21 protein-coding genes and 1 tRNA gene are annotated in these 15,735 nt (G+C 45.3%); 17 read left to right on the top strand and 5 right to left on the bottom strand.

Going from position 1 to position 15,735, the window contains the following annotated elements:
- The first annotated feature begins 8 nt into the window (after window positions 1-8).
- The 9 genes from P8X24_RS02000 to P8X24_RS01960 all read left to right on the top strand — a co-directional run bounded on the left by P8X24_RS02000 (window position 9) and on the right by P8X24_RS01960 (window position 6,820).
- Window positions 9-404: a toprim domain-containing protein gene (locus P8X24_RS02000; RefSeq protein WP_372913831.1), complete on the top strand. Its 396-nt coding sequence runs from the start codon at window positions 9-11 to the stop codon at window positions 402-404.
- Complete coding sequence (gene dnaG / locus P8X24_RS01995) at window positions 404-1,759, top strand: DNA primase DnaG (RefSeq protein WP_372913830.1); 1,356 nt, start codon at window positions 404-406, stop codon at window positions 1,757-1,759. Before P8X24_RS02000 ends, dnaG begins: the two co-directional genes overlap by 1 nt.
- 85 nt (window positions 1,760-1,844) lie before the next feature.
- Window positions 1,845-2,930, top strand: a complete 1,086-nt coding sequence (locus P8X24_RS01990; RefSeq protein WP_372913829.1) for a sugar phosphate nucleotidyltransferase — start codon at window positions 1,845-1,847, stop codon at window positions 2,928-2,930.
- A gap of 13 nt (window positions 2,931-2,943) precedes the next feature.
- Window positions 2,944-3,648 carry a phospho-sugar mutase gene (locus tag P8X24_RS01985; protein ID WP_372913828.1) on the top strand — a complete coding sequence of 235 codons (705 nt, stop codon included), beginning with the start codon at window positions 2,944-2,946 and terminating at the stop codon, window positions 3,646-3,648.
- 27 nt (window positions 3,649-3,675) lie between these two features.
- Complete coding sequence (tmk, locus tag P8X24_RS01980; protein WP_372913827.1) at window positions 3,676-4,287, top strand: dTMP kinase; 612 nt, start codon at window positions 3,676-3,678, stop codon at window positions 4,285-4,287.
- A gap of 37 nt (window positions 4,288-4,324) precedes the next feature.
- Window positions 4,325-5,656: a signal recognition particle protein Srp54 gene (locus tag P8X24_RS01975; RefSeq protein ID WP_372913826.1), complete on the top strand. Its 1,332-nt coding sequence runs from the start codon at window positions 4,325-4,327 to the stop codon at window positions 5,654-5,656.
- Window positions 5,656-5,886 (top strand): Lrp/AsnC family transcriptional regulator, encoded by a 231-nt coding sequence (locus P8X24_RS01970; protein WP_372914174.1) that lies wholly within the window; start codon window positions 5,656-5,658, stop codon window positions 5,884-5,886. The genes P8X24_RS01975 and P8X24_RS01970 overlap by 1 nt, the downstream gene beginning before the upstream one ends.
- A gap of 12 nt (window positions 5,887-5,898) precedes the next feature.
- Window positions 5,899-6,441: a YkgJ family cysteine cluster protein gene (locus P8X24_RS01965; protein ID WP_372913825.1), complete on the top strand. Its 543-nt coding sequence runs from the start codon at window positions 5,899-5,901 to the stop codon at window positions 6,439-6,441.
- Window positions 6,374-6,820: an Lrp/AsnC family transcriptional regulator gene (locus P8X24_RS01960; RefSeq protein ID WP_372913824.1), complete on the top strand. Its 447-nt coding sequence runs from the start codon at window positions 6,374-6,376 to the stop codon at window positions 6,818-6,820. The genes P8X24_RS01965 and P8X24_RS01960 overlap by 68 nt, the downstream gene beginning before the upstream one ends.
- On the opposite strand, the gene P8X24_RS01955 is transcribed toward P8X24_RS01960, so the two are convergent.
- A complete protein-coding gene (locus P8X24_RS01955) occupies window positions 6,817-7,530 on the bottom strand; it encodes a phosphoribosyltransferase family protein (protein WP_372913823.1) in 714 nt (237 codons plus the stop codon). The genes P8X24_RS01960 and P8X24_RS01955 overlap by 4 nt on opposite strands.
- 103 nt (window positions 7,531-7,633) lie before the next feature.
- Between P8X24_RS01955 and P8X24_RS01950 the strand changes: the two genes are divergently transcribed.
- Window positions 7,634-7,711 (top strand) — tRNA-Val (locus tag P8X24_RS01950).
- 465 nt (window positions 7,712-8,176) lie between these two features.
- Here the strand turns inward: P8X24_RS01950 and P8X24_RS01945 are convergent.
- Window positions 8,177-8,521, bottom strand: coding sequence for a hypothetical protein (locus P8X24_RS01945; RefSeq protein WP_372913822.1), 345 nt, complete (start codon window positions 8,519-8,521; stop codon window positions 8,177-8,179).
- A 112-nt stretch (window positions 8,522-8,633) separates the two neighbouring features.
- On the opposite strand from P8X24_RS01945, the gene P8X24_RS01940 reads away from it, so the two are divergent.
- Genes P8X24_RS01940 through P8X24_RS01930 form a run of 3 tightly spaced genes read left to right on the top strand, consistent with a single transcriptional unit; the run spans window position 8,634 to window position 11,873 of the window.
- Window positions 8,634-10,352, top strand: coding sequence for a glutamate--tRNA ligase (locus P8X24_RS01940; RefSeq protein WP_372913821.1), 1,719 nt, complete (start codon window positions 8,634-8,636; stop codon window positions 10,350-10,352).
- 35 nt (window positions 10,353-10,387) lie between these two features.
- A complete protein-coding gene (locus P8X24_RS01935; protein WP_372913820.1) occupies window positions 10,388-10,822 on the top strand; it encodes a hypothetical protein in 435 nt (144 codons plus the stop codon).
- Window positions 10,755-11,873 carry an SLC13 family permease gene (locus P8X24_RS01930; protein WP_372913819.1) on the top strand — a complete coding sequence of 373 codons (1,119 nt, stop codon included), beginning with the start codon at window positions 10,755-10,757 and terminating at the stop codon, window positions 11,871-11,873. The genes P8X24_RS01935 and P8X24_RS01930 overlap by 68 nt, the downstream gene beginning before the upstream one ends.
- Before the next feature lie 131 nt (window positions 11,874-12,004).
- On the opposite strand, the gene P8X24_RS01925 is transcribed toward P8X24_RS01930, so the two are convergent.
- A complete protein-coding gene (locus P8X24_RS01925; RefSeq protein WP_372913818.1) occupies window positions 12,005-12,265 on the bottom strand; it encodes a hypothetical protein in 261 nt (86 codons plus the stop codon).
- 451 nt (window positions 12,266-12,716) lie between these two features.
- Here P8X24_RS01925 and P8X24_RS01920 point away from each other — a divergent pair, with 451 nt between their 5' ends.
- The 4 genes from P8X24_RS01920 (at window position 12,717) to P8X24_RS01905 (ending at window position 14,145) form a co-directional block, all read left to right on the top strand.
- The gene (locus P8X24_RS01920; RefSeq protein ID WP_372823209.1) at window positions 12,717-12,953 is read left to right on the top strand and encodes a hypothetical protein; all 237 of its coding nucleotides are present in this window, start codon (window positions 12,717-12,719) and stop codon (window positions 12,951-12,953) included.
- On the top strand, window positions 12,928-13,161 hold the full coding sequence (locus P8X24_RS01915) for a type II toxin-antitoxin system HicA family toxin (protein ID WP_068323417.1): 234 nt from the start codon (window positions 12,928-12,930) through the stop codon (window positions 13,159-13,161). The genes P8X24_RS01920 and P8X24_RS01915 overlap by 26 nt, the downstream gene beginning before the upstream one ends.
- Before the next feature lie 638 nt (window positions 13,162-13,799).
- Entirely contained in the window at window positions 13,800-13,979 is a 180-nt protein-coding gene (locus P8X24_RS01910) for a hypothetical protein (protein ID WP_372913817.1), read from the top strand.
- The gene (locus P8X24_RS01905; RefSeq protein ID WP_372913816.1) at window positions 13,972-14,145 is read left to right on the top strand and encodes a UPF0175 family protein; all 174 of its coding nucleotides are present in this window, start codon (window positions 13,972-13,974) and stop codon (window positions 14,143-14,145) included. The genes P8X24_RS01910 and P8X24_RS01905 overlap by 8 nt, the downstream gene beginning before the upstream one ends.
- Before the next feature lie 137 nt (window positions 14,146-14,282).
- On the opposite strand, the gene P8X24_RS01900 is transcribed toward P8X24_RS01905, so the two are convergent.
- Together P8X24_RS01900 and P8X24_RS01895 are read right to left on the bottom strand one after the other, a co-directional pair.
- Window positions 14,283-14,777, bottom strand: a complete 495-nt coding sequence (locus tag P8X24_RS01900; RefSeq protein ID WP_372913815.1) for a FumA C-terminus/TtdB family hydratase beta subunit — start codon at window positions 14,775-14,777, stop codon at window positions 14,283-14,285.
- On the bottom strand, window positions 14,768-15,589 hold the full coding sequence (locus tag P8X24_RS01895) for a fumarate hydratase (RefSeq protein ID WP_372914173.1): 822 nt from the start codon (window positions 15,587-15,589) through the stop codon (window positions 14,768-14,770). Before P8X24_RS01895 ends, P8X24_RS01900 begins: the two co-directional genes overlap by 10 nt.
- Between the last annotated feature and the right edge of the window lie 146 nt (window positions 15,590-15,735).

Below are 15,735 nucleotides of genomic sequence, written 5' to 3'. Positions count from 1 at the left end.
ACGAACCTATGTACCCTGAGAACTATGAGAAGTTTGAAAAGATCATAGAACGATTGCGAGAGTTTACTGGTCTGATAATCGTCGAAGGTCGGCGAGATGAAGAATCCCTAAGGAAATTGGGGGTCCGGACGGAGATCCTCAGGCTCTCCCGCTCACCCCTCGCGGACATTGCCTTAATAGCATCAGAATATGAAGAGGTAATGATACTCACGGATCTCGATGAAACGGGTGAGCGGCTGGCTAAGAAACTTTACGAACTGCTTGAGGGCTTAACTAAGGTTGACATTGAAACCAGAAGGGAACTCAAGTTCATTGCAATGAAGGACATAAAGGGCATTGAAGACCTATACTCTCTCTGGGAGAGCCTGAGTCTCCGTTTCTGGCCCCCTGAGGAGGGGATTTAATGAAAAGGAAGCGAACGGTGCTCCAACACATCCTGTCTGAAAAGCAGAGATTTGAAAAAATAAAAGAGGGTGGTGCTATGGCAGGAAAGGATGATTTTGGAACGACAAAATACATAATTCACGCTGAATTTGAAGCTAATGGTGTCGTTGAAAGACCAGACGTTGTTGGAGCTATATTTGGCCAAACTGAAGGACTTCTTGGAGATGATCTTGACTTGAGGGAACTTCAGAAGACCGGAAGGATCGGAAGGATAAAAGTTGAAGTTCATACAAAGGCAGGGAAGACCTATGGCACGATTCTAGTTCCATCGAGCCTTGACAGGGTCGAAACTGCCATAATTGCAGCTGCTCTTGAGACGATAGATAGAGTTGGTCCGTGTGAAGCCAAAATCAGGGTGGTAAAGATAGAGGATGTCAGGGCAACAAAGAGGAAGTACATAATTGAAAGAGCCAAGGAGATCCTCGAAACGCTCATGGAAGAAGAAATACCGGAGACCCAAGAGCTAGTCGAGGAAGTCAGGAAGGCAGTGAGGGAGATGGAGCTTATTGAATACGGCCCAGAAAAGCTTCCCGCTGGACCTCACGTGCCATTTTCAGATTCAATAATTGTCGTTGAAGGAAGAGCGGATGTGCTCAATCTCCTGAGGCATGGAATAAAGAATGCTATAGCCGTTGAGGGAACATCCATCCCGGAGACGATAATAAGGCTCAGCAAGGAGAGGATAGTTACCGCATTTACCGATGGTGACAGGGGTGGAGAGTTAATACTCAAGGAGCTGTTGCAGGTTGCCGACATAGACTACGTTGCGAGGGCTCCCGAGGGGAAGGAGGTTGAGGAGCTCACCAAGAAGGAAATAATAAAGGCATTAAGGAGCAAAGTCCCGGCGGAACAAGTCATCAATGAGCTCTTCAACAAGGGCAAGAGCTTCTACGATATTGTAAAGGAGAGGGAAAAGGAAGCTGAGGTTAAGGAGAATAAGGAAGGAAAGACAGAGGAAAAACCTCAACCTAAGCTCCCAATTAAGCCTAGTGAAAAGATAGTGAAGCCCATCAAGGTCGTTCAACCTAACTATGGGGAGTTCAAGGAGGTCATTGAGCGGGTTAAGAGTTCTTCCGAGCCAATAGCACTACTGCTCGATGAAAACAAGAACGTGATTGCTGAGGTTCATACAAGAGATCTCCTAAGTGCCATTGATGAAAATGACTCCATATATGCAGTGGTATTCAATGGGATAATAACCCAGAGGTTAATTGACGTGGTCAGCGAGAAAGGAGTAAAGTACCTCATAGGGGCCAAGAAGGCTAATGTTATAAGAAGGCCAATTAACTTAAAAGTAGTTACATTCGCTGAGTAGTTCTCCCTTCTCTTCTTTTCAACTTCAAGCTTTTCAACCGCAATTGTTTAATAACCGAATGAACAAATTTTTTTTGGGAGTGACCATGCAGGCAGTATTGCTCGCGGGTGGAAAAGGGACGAGACTACTCCCCTTAACAATATACAGGCCAAAGCCAATGATGCCGTTCTTTAATAAGCCCCTGATGGAATACATGCTTAGAAACCTCGTTGAGATTGGAGTTGATGAGGTGATAATTCTTGTTGGTTACTTAAAGGAAAAGATCTTTGAATATTTTGGTAATGGGGAAGAATTTGGGGTAGAGATCACGTACTCAAATGGGGAAAATATAAAGCTTGGAACGGCTGGTGCGCTTAAGAAAGCTGAAAAATTCTTAGAGGACACGTTCATAGTTGCTTCAAGCGACGTTCTAACGAATTTGAACTTCAAAGAGCTTGTTGAGTTTCACAAAAGAAAGGGTGGAATAGCTACGATGGCTCTTACAAAAGTTGAAGATCCCAGTCACTATGGGGTCGTGGTTTTAGATGAGGATAATAAAGTGCTTTATTTTAAAGAGAAACCTAGGCCTGGGGAAGCTCCAAGCAACTTAGCTAACGCTGGTATCTATGTTTTTGAGCCCGATATTCTTGATCTTATTCCTAAAGGGGAGAATTATGACTTTTCGCTAAATCTGTTCCCTAAGATGCTCGAGGAGGAAATTCCTATCTATGGTTTCCCCTTCGATGAATACTGGAACGATGTTGGTAGGCCATCAACGTACCTTCAAGCTACTGAGGATGTATTTGCTGGCAAGCTCAAATTGCCCCAGGTAAACGTTGGTTCCCTAAAGGGCAACGTTGAGAAGGGTGGTAGCTTATTCACGGGTAGTAGGTGCATACTGAGAAAGCCGAACATAGTTGGATTTGCTGTTCTTGGTGATAACGTTGAAGTGGGGAGAGATGTAAAGATAGAGCGCTCCGTTATATTCTCTAATGTTGTAATAGAGGAAGGGGCGGAGATAAGGGAAGCGATAATAGGTGAAAATGTGTACATTGGCAAGGGTGTAGTGATAGAGGCTGGAAGTGTTATTGGGGATAACTCTATTATAGAGGAATTTAGCAAAATTGGTGCAAATGTTAAGATTTGGACTGACTCAAGGGTTGGTAAGGAGAGCGTAATATTACCGGACTGAGGGGGTGTAAAGAATGGAGCTATATAAATCTGAAAAGTTCAACCCAGAAGAACTCGCGCTTCTTGGCAGGGCCATTGGGACGGTTGCTCAGGGGACAATTGTTGTTGGAAGGGATGGAAGGGCCATCTCAAGGTACGGAAAGAGAGCTTTGGTAGTTGGAATAGTGAGCACTGGCTCAACGATAATGGACGTTAGGTTGATCCCCCTAATTGCTCTTAGGGACTTTGCAAAGAAGAAGGGATACCCCCTTGCATACGTCTACTACTACGGGGGAGTGAGAGTTGAAATAAGTGGCATTGAGGTGGATGAAGTCAATGCAATTCTGAACAATAGAACCTTCGTTGAGGCTCCTCCAAACGACATAGGAGCAACGGTATATTATCCAAATGCCCTAGATGATATGCTTCATGAAATCTTCAAACACTATGAGTTCAAAGTTGAAGGAAAGGTTCTCGTCGACTGCATGAACACTCCAGCGGTTTTACTTTTCCCAAGACTGAGCGACAGATTCGGCTTCGAAGTTGAGCTAATGAATGACATGATGACGAGCTACCTTCCTCCTAAACCTAAGGAAGTCTTCCTGCAGAAGCTTGGCAAAGGAAATTATGACTTTGGGTTGAGGTTCAGACCTGATGGGGTCGTTGAAGTTTACAAGGACGATGAGGTCAAGGAATTCAATAGTCTTTGGAAGTTCTTGGACTACCTAAGAGAGCTTTAATTTTATTCCTTTCACTTGGTGATTTCCATGCCGGGGCTATTTATAGTATTTGAGGGAATAGATGGTTCTGGCAAGAGTACCCAAGCCAGGTTACTTGCAGAGTGGTTCAAGGAAAAGGGGTATGATGTTCTCCTTACAAAAGAGCCAACAGATACTAGCCTTGGAGAATTCATTCGAAAAGTCGTTGTCCATGGAAGCCTTATAGATGGTTCAAAGCTTAGCTATGAAGCCGAAGCCCTTCTTTTTGCTGCCGATAGGGCGGAGCATGTGAGAAAGATAATTAAACCTGCATTAGACGAGGGGAAGGTTGTTATCTGCGATAGGTACTTTTATTCCTCTCTCGCATATCAATGGGCCCGCGGTCTTGACTTAGAATGGCTCATGAAAATTAATGAGTTTGCTATTAGACCTGACCTTGCTATCTTGCTTGACCTTCCAACTAAGGAAAGCTTAAGGAGAATTAGAACTAGGGCAAACATATCTGAATTTGATAGGCTGGTGAATCTTCAAAAAAAGGTTAGGCAGAACTACCTTAAGCTGGCTGAAATGTTCCCTGAGATGAAGATCATCAATGCAATGAATAGCATTGAAGATATCCATCGAGATATAGTGGCACTGGTAGAACATGAGCTTTTATAAAGTTAGATCACTTAAGGAGTTTTGCTGGTGAGGAAAGATGGTTCTTGACACGTTAGGCAGGGCACTCAGCAATGCCCTCAAGAAGATAGCGAGAGCAGGTAGCGTTGATGAGGCATTAATAAAGGAGGTAGTGAGGGATATCCAAAGGGCTTTAATCCAAGCCGACGTTAACGTTAGGCTTGTTTTAAAGCTAACTAAGGAGATACAGAGGAGAGCCTTGGAAGAGAAACCTCCAGCTGGGATATCGAGGAAAGAGCACATAATAAAGATAGTTTACGAGGAGCTAACGAAGTTATTAGGAACTGAAGCTAAGCCCATAGAGATCAAGGAAAAGCCCACAATTCTGCTGATGGTGGGAATTCAGGGTAGCGGTAAAACAACCACCGTTGCAAAGCTCGCTAGGTACTTCCAAAAGAGAGGGTATAAGGTCGGTGTTGTCTGCTCAGATACGTGGAGGCCTGGAGCGTACCATCAGCTAAGGCAGTTGCTTGATCCGTACCACATAGAGGTCTTTGGGAATCCAAATGAGAGGGATGCGATAAAATTAGCTAGGGAAGGAGTTGAGCACTTCAAGCGTAAAGGAGTTGATTTGATAATAGTTGACACGGCTGGGAGGCATAAGGAGGAGAAGTACCTCATAGATGAGATGAAGCAGATAAGCGAGGTTATAAAGCCTCATGAAGTAATCCTTGTTATTGACGGTACAATTGGGCAACAGGCCTATAACCAGGCCTTGGCGTTTAAGGAGGCAACTCCTATCGGCTCAATAATAGTCACCAAACTTGACGGTTCAGCAAAAGGTGGAGGAGCTCTCTCTGCTGTAGCCGCGACGGGAGCTCCGATAAAATTTATAGGTGTCGGTGAGAAGATAGATGATCTGGAACCCTTCGATCCAGCGAGGTTCGTCTCCAGGCTTTTGGGCCTTGGGGATATTCAGGGACTCTTGGAGAAATTCAAGGAACTTGAGAAAGAAGTCGAATTTACTGAAGAAGATGTTGAGAGGTTCCTTAAGGGCAAGTTCACGCTCAAAGACATGTATGCCCAGCTTGAGGCCATGAGGAAAATGGGGCCTTTGAAGCAGATCCTTAGGATGATACCTGGGCTTGGTTATTCCCTTCCCGATGAGGTGATCTCGGTTGGTGAGGAAAGGTTGAGGAAGTTCAAGGTGATCATGGACTCCATGACAGAGGAGGAGCTCATGGATCCGGATATAATTAACTATTCGAGGATAAAAAGAATAGCAAGGGGATCTGGCACTTCAATAAGTGATGTTAAGGAGTTATTAAATCAGTACCGTCAAATGAAGAAGTTCTTCAAAAGCATGAATAAGAGGCAACTTGCAAGGCTGGCAAGGAGGTTTGGTATGTGATGGATGTGTTTATACTCTTAGTCGTCCATCCTGGCCAGGAAGAGGAGGTCTACAGAAGGCTGAAGGAGAGGCCAGAGGTTAAGGAGATATACAAGGTTTATGGTGATTATGACATAGTTGCCAGAATCTCAGTGAACGGGATAAAGGACCTGGATAAGTTCCATGATAACGTGCTCAGGAAGATTCGGGGAATTGAAATTAGTGAAACGTTAATTGCGAGCTCATATTAGCTGGTGGGGGGTATGGAGAAGGAGCTGATAGCGGTAGTGGATATGAAAACTGGGGAGGTAGAAGTTGTAAGGAGGGATTTCAGGTTCAAGTGCTTGGAGAACTGTGCAAAATGTTGCATTGAAAATGATATTCCCCTTAGGGAAGAGGACATAGAGAGGATTACGGCTCTGGGATACGATGAGGGGTACTTCGTGGACTATACTAAGATGTTCTACAGGGGACCCAAATTTTTGGGATATGCAATGAAGAAGAGACCCTTTGATGATGCCTGTGTTTTCCTCGATCCTGAGACGAAGAAGTGCAGGATATACGAGCATAGGCCTCTAGCCTGTAAGCTTTATCCCTTCGTTCTAATAAAGCACGGGAACAAGCTAGAGGTTTACGTAAAGAAGGACAGTAACTGCCCCGGAATAGGCCACCCGGAGGGAGATACAATTGAAGCCATAGTTGAGAGGTACTTTGGAGAAGTGCTGAAAGGTGATGAGCATGGAGCTAGACGAATTAGACCGGAAAATTCTTGCTATTCTTCTAAGGGACTCGAGAACGTCGTATAGGGAGATAGCCAAGGAGTTAAATGTTGCTGTGGGGACAATATATAACAGGATAAAGAAGCTTGAGGACTCCGGAGTTATCCAGAGCTTTACTGTAAAGATAAACTACGAAGCCATAGGATATGAGTTGACCACCATAATCGGAATAAAGGCCCAGGGGAAGAAAATAAGGGAGATCGAGAGGATAATCTCAAAAGACAAACATGTGACATGCGTTTATGATGTTACCGGCGAGTACGACATAATTGTTGTTGCAAAGTTTCGAAATAGGGAGGATATGAACAGGTTCGTCAAGAGCGTTTTAAGTATAGATGGAGTTGAAAAAACGAACACCCACGTTGCTTTGGAGATAGTAAAGGAGGACTTTAGGTTGGAGCCTTAAAGCCTGACTAGGGCTTCTACGGGGATGTTGTACTCCTCTCTCAGCTTATCAATTATATCTCCAACGCTTATCAAGAAGAACATTCCTACTGGCATTGCATCTGCTTGTTTGCAGAGCTCTATTAGGGCTTTTTGGGTTTCTCCGCTCCTAATTACATCATCCACTATAAGAACTCTCTCCCCCCTCTTCAAGGCCCAAACTGGGAGGTAGAGTGTTGTTATACTTCCCGAAGCACTTGGGACGTAGTTTACTTCATAAAACTTGTCCACGCCAACCTCCTTCTTTTTCTTTGCGTAGATAACGTCAATACCGAGCTCGTTTGCTATCTGCACGGCTAGGGGAATACCATCGGTTGCTGCCGTAAGAACTTTCCCAACTCCCGTTTTCATGTACCTTAGGGCAACTTCTTCAGCTATTAGTGCGAGGAGGTTAGTATCACTTAAAACGCTCATTGTATCAAAAAACCCGAAGGAGTCATATTTTAATCTCCTTCTAACTTCTTCTTCGAGGTTAAGATATGGGGCAAGCTTTTCCGTTAGCTCCCTCGCCCTTTCAACACTTGGTAGAACCTTCCCCCTTACGTATCTATTTAGAACGGTGATTGGAAGTCCGGTGATCTTAGAAAGCTCCTCATAGGTGTAAGACTTCTTGAGAACCCTGAGCATTCTGATAACTTTGATTTTCTCCTTCATTGCTTCGAGTTGATTCATCCATCTCCCCCAATCGGCAATTGACAAAAGTATGTATAAATGACTTTCGCTTTTTCAACACGAAATCCTTAAAAACTAATCTTCAGTCAGGTTTGTTCGGGAAGGGCCCGTGGTCTAGACTGGTTATGACGCCGCCCTCACAAGGCGGAGGTCCGGGGTTCGAATCCCCGCGGGCCCACCAAAATCTTCTTTGGAATTCAGATAAAGAGCTTCGCCCGCATCCTCATCAAGGGTAATATGAAGGTTTCGCATTCTTCCTCCAAATAACCATATCTCCAACCTCCACTAATATTTATCGAAAAAAGCTCCGAAAGATTTTATTTTCCTATTTTAAAAGTATGGCTCAAGAATATTTGGATTCATTACTTTTTTCTTTTGAAAGCCTCGCCCTTCAGGGCGGGGAGGAGGTCAGAAAATGGCCGAAATTGGCATTTCAAAGTCAAAAAGTTGATATAATAAGTGTGATTTGTGGATTATCGAAGGCGATCCTGGGCTAAAAATTGAGTAACCGCAAGAAACCTTGAAGTATCTTGTGGCTTGTGGGATTATGATGTAACTGTTCTCACTATGTAATTCTTTTTAACTCTTTGCTTGAATTCTCTATGGGATGATGACCGGTTTCGGGACTGAGGTGTGATGACACCAGCTATCGCTGACTTCTCTTGCTCTCGTTTTCGATTACTTGGATTACGTAGTCTATGAACTTCCTAACCTCCTCAAGCTCTTCCTCTGGGATGTCTTTGATCTTCCTGTTCTTACTCTTGTAGGTTAGTAGCTTCAGCAGGGCTAGTCTTCCTATTGCCGTCTTCGTGTTTATCTCCCCGTTCTTCCAGTCCCTCCATATTGCATTAGCTATTCCATAAAACTCTGGAATGCTGTCAAGCCCAGGATCACCTACATCTATAACCTCCTTCCCCAGGTACTTATACCTCTTCTCTTTTTCCTCCTTAGTGAACTCCTTAATTTTTCCTTTAATGTACTCGTGCACCATTTCCCTTCACCTTCACACTAATCTCTGCCAAAAATTTTATTAACTTTTCGTTTCTAAAATTCTAGAAAGGCTTTATAACCTTTCTTCAATCCAACTCACTTGGGTGTTGCTTATGGAAGTCGAGAGGATAGCCTGGAAGTACGCTCTCATTAACGCAGTAGAACATGATGGTAAAGCTAATTCAAAAGCCGTCATAGGTAAAATCCTGGGTGAGAATCCGGAGCTTAGGCCAAAGGCAAGGGAGATAGTCCCAATTGTGAACAAGGTAGTAGAAGAAGTAAACAACCTAAGCCTTGAGGAGCAGAAGGCCAAGCTTAAAGAATTATATCCGGAGTACTTTGAGGTCAAAAAAGAGAAGAAGGAAGAGAAGAAGGTATTGCCTTCTCTACCAAAGGCTGAGAAAGGTAAGGTGGTTACTAGGTTCGCTCCCAATCCAGATGGTGCTTTCCATTTGGGCAACGCTAGGGCAGCTATCTTAAGTTACGAGTACGCCCGCATGTACGATGGCAAGTTCATCTTGAGATTTGATGATACGGATCCAAAGGTGAAGAGGCCTGAGCCGATATTTTACGAGATGATAATTGAGGACTTGAAGTGGCTTGGAATTGAGCCAGATGAAATAGTCTACGCAAGCGATAGGCTTGAGATTTACTATAAGTACGCTGAAGAACTGATAAGGATGGGCAAGGCGTACGTCTGCACCTGTCCGCCGGAGAAGTTTAGGGAGCTGAGGGATAAGGGGATAGCCTGCCCGCACAGGGATGAGCCGGTAGAGGTTCAGCTTGAGCGCTGGAGGAAGATGCTCAACGGGGAGTACAAGGAAGGCGAGGCGGTAGTTAGGGTAAAGACCGATCTAAATCACCCAAATCCTGCGGTGAGGGACTGGCCCGCCTTGAGGATTATCGATAATCCAAATCACCCAAGGACTGGAAATAAGTATAGGGTCTGGCCCCTCTACAACTTCGCCTCGGCTATAGATGATCATGAGCTCGGTGTTACCCACATATTCAGGGGACAGGAGCACGCTGAGAACGAGACGAGGCAACGCTACATTTACGAGTACCTTGGCTGGGAGTATCCGATTACAGTTCACCATGGAAGATTGTCAATTGAAGGTGTAATATTGAGCAAGTCCAAGACCAGGAAGGGCATCGAGGAGGGTAAGTACCTTGGCTGGGATGATCCAAGGCTTGGAACTATCAGGGCCTTAAGGAGGAGGGGTATAAGACCCGAGGCAATAAAGGAGCTGATCATAGAGGTAGGCCTTAAGAGGAGCGACACGACGGTAAGCTGGGATAACTTAGCTGCAATAAATAGGAAGCTTGTCGATCCTATAGCCAACAGATACTTCTTTGTTGCTGATCCAATCCCGATGTACGTTGAGAACGCGGAAGAGTTCGAGGCCAAGATTCCCCTCCACCCAGACCATCCCGAGAGGGGCTACAGGGTTCTCAAGTTCATCCCAGGAAAGCCGGTTTACGTCTCTAAGGATGATCTCAACCTACTAAAGCCCGGCAACTTTGTAAGGCTCAAAGATCTCTTCAACGTTGAAATACTTGAAGTCTCGGAGGATTCAATAAAGGCGAGATTCCACAGCTACGATTATGAGGTCGCTAGGAAGAACAAGTGGAGGATGATCCACTGGGTTACCGAGGGCAGACCTTGTGAGGTCATAATTCCTGAAGGGGATGAGTTGATAATCAGGAAGGGTCTGCTGGAGGAGGATGCTAACGTTAAGGTTGATGAGGTGGTTCAGTTTGAGAGGTTTGGCTTTGTTAGGATCGACAGGGTAGAGAGGGATAAAGTTATAGCGATCTTCGCTCACAAGTGAAAAATATTTTTACCTTCTTTCTTCTATTCTTCTATATGCTGAGCGTTGAGAATTCTCTTAAGGCGATAGAGACCGTTAGGAATGCTCTCAAACTTTTTACCCCAGGGCCAGTGATAGTCCACAGAACTCCCGAAGGCATTCACGTTGACGTTCCAGTTCTCTACATGGACTTCGCTGTCGATAGGGTTCACTTCGATCCTTCAACTATGCGACCCTCCCCCAAGGGTAATCCAGTTCATTCCCAAGTCCAAGTAGCTGAGGATGAAATTAGGAAAAGGATGGAGGAGATCCTTAAGGAGGTATGGGTTGTCGAAGCCTGCGAGTACAGAAAGCCTGAGCGTTGCTGGATCGTTCCCGTTGCCTGGAAAAGCTTTATAATCATGCACGTAAGGGTCTCGGCGGATGGCGAGAAAATTGTCCCTGACTACCCACTTACGGAGGAAATTAGGAGGCATATCGTACGTTATTAGGCGGGAGTGGTTCCTTTCAACTCTTATTGTGATGTACCTAGTTCTCACTATACTTGATAGGGGATACCCCAGGAAGAGCCTCCACTTAGTTGACTGGGAGAGTCTCGCCCTCATAACGGCCCTCATAATAACCTCTAAGGGTCTAGAGCTTTCTGGGATATTTACTAGGCTTGCAATTAAGCTAATAGCACTATCTAGGGGATCCGAAAGGAAGTTAGTGATGATCCTCCTACCAATCATAGCATTTTCCTCGGCGTTGATCATGAATGACACCGCAATCCTAATATTCACGCCCTTAGTTGTTGTCACAGGTAGGATAGCGGGAATAAACGTTCCGAGGGCCGTTGCCCTCTCTGCCATAGCCGCAAATGTTGGTTCTTCCTTAACCCCAATAGGGAATCCGCAGAACGTGATAATATGGAAGCACTATTCACTTTCATTCCTTGGGTTCATTAAGGGAATGCTACCCTATGTCTTTTTATGGCTCGTGATTTTATTCCTGTTCTCTCTAATGGTCAAGGATAAGAGGATTGAGGTTAAAGTTCCCCCTGTAGAGGTTAATGTTAAACTTTTCCTACTCTCCTCTTTTCTCCTCGTTTTTAACGTGGTTATGGGGAGAGTTGATTTGGCGAGATGTTCCCTGCTCTTGACCGTTTTAGTGTATTTAATTTTTAAGAGGGATGTTCTCCTTTCCTTTGATGTGGCCCTCGTCCCCACCTTTGCACTTATCTTCGCAAACTTCTCCGAGTTGTCTTCAATGATAAACATAGGCAAGCTAACTTCAGCAGGCGCGTTCCTTTACTCTCTCATCCTAAGTCAGATTATAAGCAACGTCCCTGCGACCGTGGTTATGTTGCCCTGGACAAAGAACTGGCTCTACCTCTCCTTGGGGGTTAACCTCGGGGGAACTGGAAGTATGGTTGGCTCTCTCGCGAACCTTATCGCGATAAGGCTTTCGGGAATAAGCGTGAAAGAGTTTCACAAGTATTCCCTTGCTTACCTTCTTGTTGCACTCTTATTAACGCTTTTTCTTCTTGGGATAAGGACATAAAGGGAAGAGTTAAAGATACCAAAGTATCTCTCAAAGAATGAACCAGAAAAGCTTGAAGGCAGGGCTCAAAAAGTCCTAGGAAGACTAAGGAGATCTACATTTGAAAATTAGGTTGCCAGCTAAAAACTTGTCTATGGAAAGAACTTGCAAAATTCGGAAAACTGGCCATCATCCTCTTCTAAGAGCCTCTTGAACTCCTCAACTGATAATGGCTTTATCTTACCAGTCAAGATCTCTTCAAGAGCCTTCTCAGCCTCAATCATATCCTCTTCAGTAACATCATCCGCATAAGGAGGCCTATCGGCCTCTAACCTCATAAGCTCAATCTTCAATTCTTCGAGCTCTTTCTCAATCTTCTCGACCCTCTTCAAAAGCGGTAAAACATCAGCCATATACCTTCCCAAGAAATATCCCATAATAGTCTTTTATATAAAAATCTCCCTTACTAGGAACCAGAACTACTCACTGATGTATGTGAAGAATTGTGTGTAAAAAGTCCCTTTGACTAACAAGGTGAGGGAACTTTGTCCTGTGCAGACAATTCCTGCAAAGGTGTCATTCTTCCGCCCTGCATCTTTGTGATACAGGAGTAAGAGTTGTTAGATTATCCAAAGACTTCAGACGTGATCTGGTGGGGGAGCTCTGAGTTAGTGGATACCCGGATCAGGCGTATTTTTCTCTCCTCTTCCGAGACTCGTGACTTTTTAAACTATCAGATCTTGGTTCTCAAGCTAGGGAGTATTTGACCTCTTTCGGAAGAGAAATTCTAGTGGGAAGGATGATGTCTAGTTTTTAAGCCAAAAACTTAATACCTTGGGAGGCTAACATTAAAGGGGTGGGAGTATGGAAGCCCCAATAGTAATCATGTGGAGGGAGAAGGGTGAGAAGGGTGAGTGGTTTGTTGCCCAGGAGCCAGTCACGGGCGTTGCGTCACAGGGGAGGACGGCGGATGAGGCTTACGCTAACCTCTTGGAGGCACTAGAGCTTTACTTGGAGGATTATCCAGAGTTGAGGGAGAAGGTCTTCCAGAAGCGGCACTTGGAGGTCAAGGTTGATGAAGCTTCCATTATTATCGGGTAGGGAGATAGTCAGAATTCTTGTCAAGAAGTTTGGGTTTAAGGTCGTTAAGCGGAGAGGGAGTCACATAAAATTGAGAAGAGAAAACGGTGAAAAGAGGACTGCCATTGTTCCCGACCACGAGGAGGTCGCCATTGGGACGCTGAAAAGCATCCTGAGACAGGCAGGAATTAGTGAGGAAGAATTCTTGAACAAATACAAAGATCCATGACCTTTTTCAATAGAGTTAATTTTCTAATGGCCCCTATAGGGAGGTGCTTGGTCAGTTCTTTTATAGCAGTTGGTCTTCTCCGTCTTGAATTAGGAGTTAATACCACATTTTTATGAATTATTACCGGGGAGGGCTGTGGGGGATAGTGTTAGAGAGGTTTTAAAGAATGGGAGGATGGTGTGAAGGAGTATTATTGGAGGAAAGGGTGTTAAGATAACCGAGGAGGTTGGGGAGTTCGCAAACCCCATAGTGATAAGGCTTTCGGGAATAAGCGTGAAAGAGTTTCACAAGTATTCTCTTGCCTACCTCATTGTTGCGCTCTTATTGACGCTTTTTCTTCTTGGGATAAGGACATAAAGGGAAGAGTTAAAGCTCATATGTATGAGTGAGGTTGTTCTGACCTCCTCCTGGCCCTGAAGGGTGGAGGTTCCTCTTGGGCGCCATAACCCTGCCCTTCAGGGTTTTCATCGGTTTGCGGGCCCATCACCATGAGGTTCAGCCCGCGGGCCCGGCCTGAAATTACCCCTACCGCAGAGCGGGCTCGGGGTTATCGCTGGGAGGCCACCCCCAAAGTTCCAACCGCCGAGATCTTGAAAGGACGCCTATCGGCGTCATCCTCTCAATGACGGGAGGACACGATGAACTTGGAGTGCCCCTTCCAGGGCCCTATTACGAGGGTGGAATATAAAAGGGTTTTCGGTCTAAAAGAGCTGAACCCTCAATCCCTGCATCCCGCCCTAAAGGGCGAGGCTTTCGAAAGAAAAATGTACCTCTCAAAGGATGAAACAGAAAAGCTTGTTAGGTTACTTTATGCATAGGAGGGGGATAGTTTCTATAGGAAGGGCGGTTGAGATCGCTGGGGTCTCATATCAGGAATTCTTGGGGGAGTTATTGAAGAGAGGAATTGATCCCTATGAGTATGATGAGAATGAATTAGCGGAGGAGCTTTTAGAATGGGGCTTGTTTTGGATTCATCCGCTATAATCAGACTTAGCCTTGGAGGAGTATTTGAAAAGTTTGTGAGGTATTTGAAGTATACATTCCTCGCGCTGTTTTCCATGAGATCGCTGAAGTTGGATATTGTAGAGTGGGAAGCCATGAGCTTAGAAAGCTCGTAGAAATCAGATAAAGAGTGATTTCCCTTTCGTGTCTATCCCGACTATGAGAGGCATCTCTTCAACTTCAAGTTCCCATACGGCATCTGCCATCCCTAGATCTTCCCAGTAAACCCTCCTTATCCTTTTAACGAATTCCGAAGCCAGGCTTCCTGCTCCTCCTGGGAAGGCGAAGTAAACTCCTCTCCCCTTGAAGGGCTCTGGATTCATTCCTCCCTTCCCTATCACGGCCCTTATGCCTTTTGAGAATATGAAGTTAAGGTAAGGGTTCATCCTAGCGCTCGTCGTTGGTCCGGCGGATACTACCTTCATCCCCTTAACGAGGGGCCCGCAATGGTATATCACAGCCCCCTCTGGGTTAAAGGGAAATCCCTGGGTTAGGAACCTTTTGTGGGCCAGATCCCTGGCCGTATACACAACTCCAGAGAGGAGAACCCTGTCTCCGGCCTTTAATTTAAGCACGTCATCTAGAGAGAGGGGAGTTTCAAGCTTCACTGCCATATTCTCACCTCCTCGTCAAACTCGATAAAGGCCCTCCTGTGGGCCCAGCACTGGATGGTAAGGGCCACTATGTAGCTCGCTGGATGCCTGCTTTCAACCTCAACTTTAACGTCTAGCGCGGTAATTTTCCCTCCCATTCCCATGGGGCCTATCCCTAGGGAGTTGATCTCTTTTAGTAGTTCCTCCTCAAACCTTGCGATCTCTTTGTTGGGATGCCTTTCGCCAATTTTTCTGAATAAGGACTTCTTGGCCAGCCTCATAGCTTTTTCGGCTGGGCTCGCTATTCCAATCCCTACTATTATCGGCGGGCAGGGCTTCCCTCCGCAGGCCTTCACGTGCTCAATCACTTTCCTTTTCACACCCTCGAGGCCTTCCCCTGGGGTCAGGGTGAATAGGGCAGAACAGTTCTCGCTTCCTCCTCCTTTCATTAAGATGCTGATTCTCGTTTTATTTCCAGGCTCGAAGTGTATCTCCGGAATGTTCCCTAGAACCTTTCCAGTTAAAACTGAGAGGGCGTTGGGCCTCAGTGGGACTTCTTGGGTTGCTCTACTTATGGCGTTGATTATTGCTTTCTGGATTTTGTGGATGTTATCGTTAGGCCCAACTTCAACGAAGAATATCGGCGTCCCCGTGTCCTGGCATACTGGTACTCCCTTCTTTTTGGCCACATCTACTGCCTTTAGGATGAGCTCGAGATTGTACTTTGCTATCTCGCACTCTTCCTTTTTATAAGCTTCTTCAAGGGCTTCAACTACATCCTGGGGGATATTTGTTACCGCTAATTTTATCGCCTCAAGTATCTCCTGCTCCATTTTAGCCACCAACCAGAAAGGTGAAGATGTTAGGAGTTTTAGGATTTATGTTAAGTATATCCATGGGGTAGAAACCTCTATTAGTTTCGTTGTGTGTCATTGCATTGGTGGGCTCGGGTTTCCGAGAACGGTAGTGCTGTGACGGG

It is taken from the genome of Pyrococcus kukulkanii (assembly GCF_041647995.1).
Lineage (GTDB): Archaea > Methanobacteriota_B > Thermococci > Thermococcales > Thermococcaceae > Pyrococcus.
The sequence above is the reverse complement of the archived record's forward strand: the minus strand, read 5'-3'. Positions and strand labels throughout refer to the sequence as shown.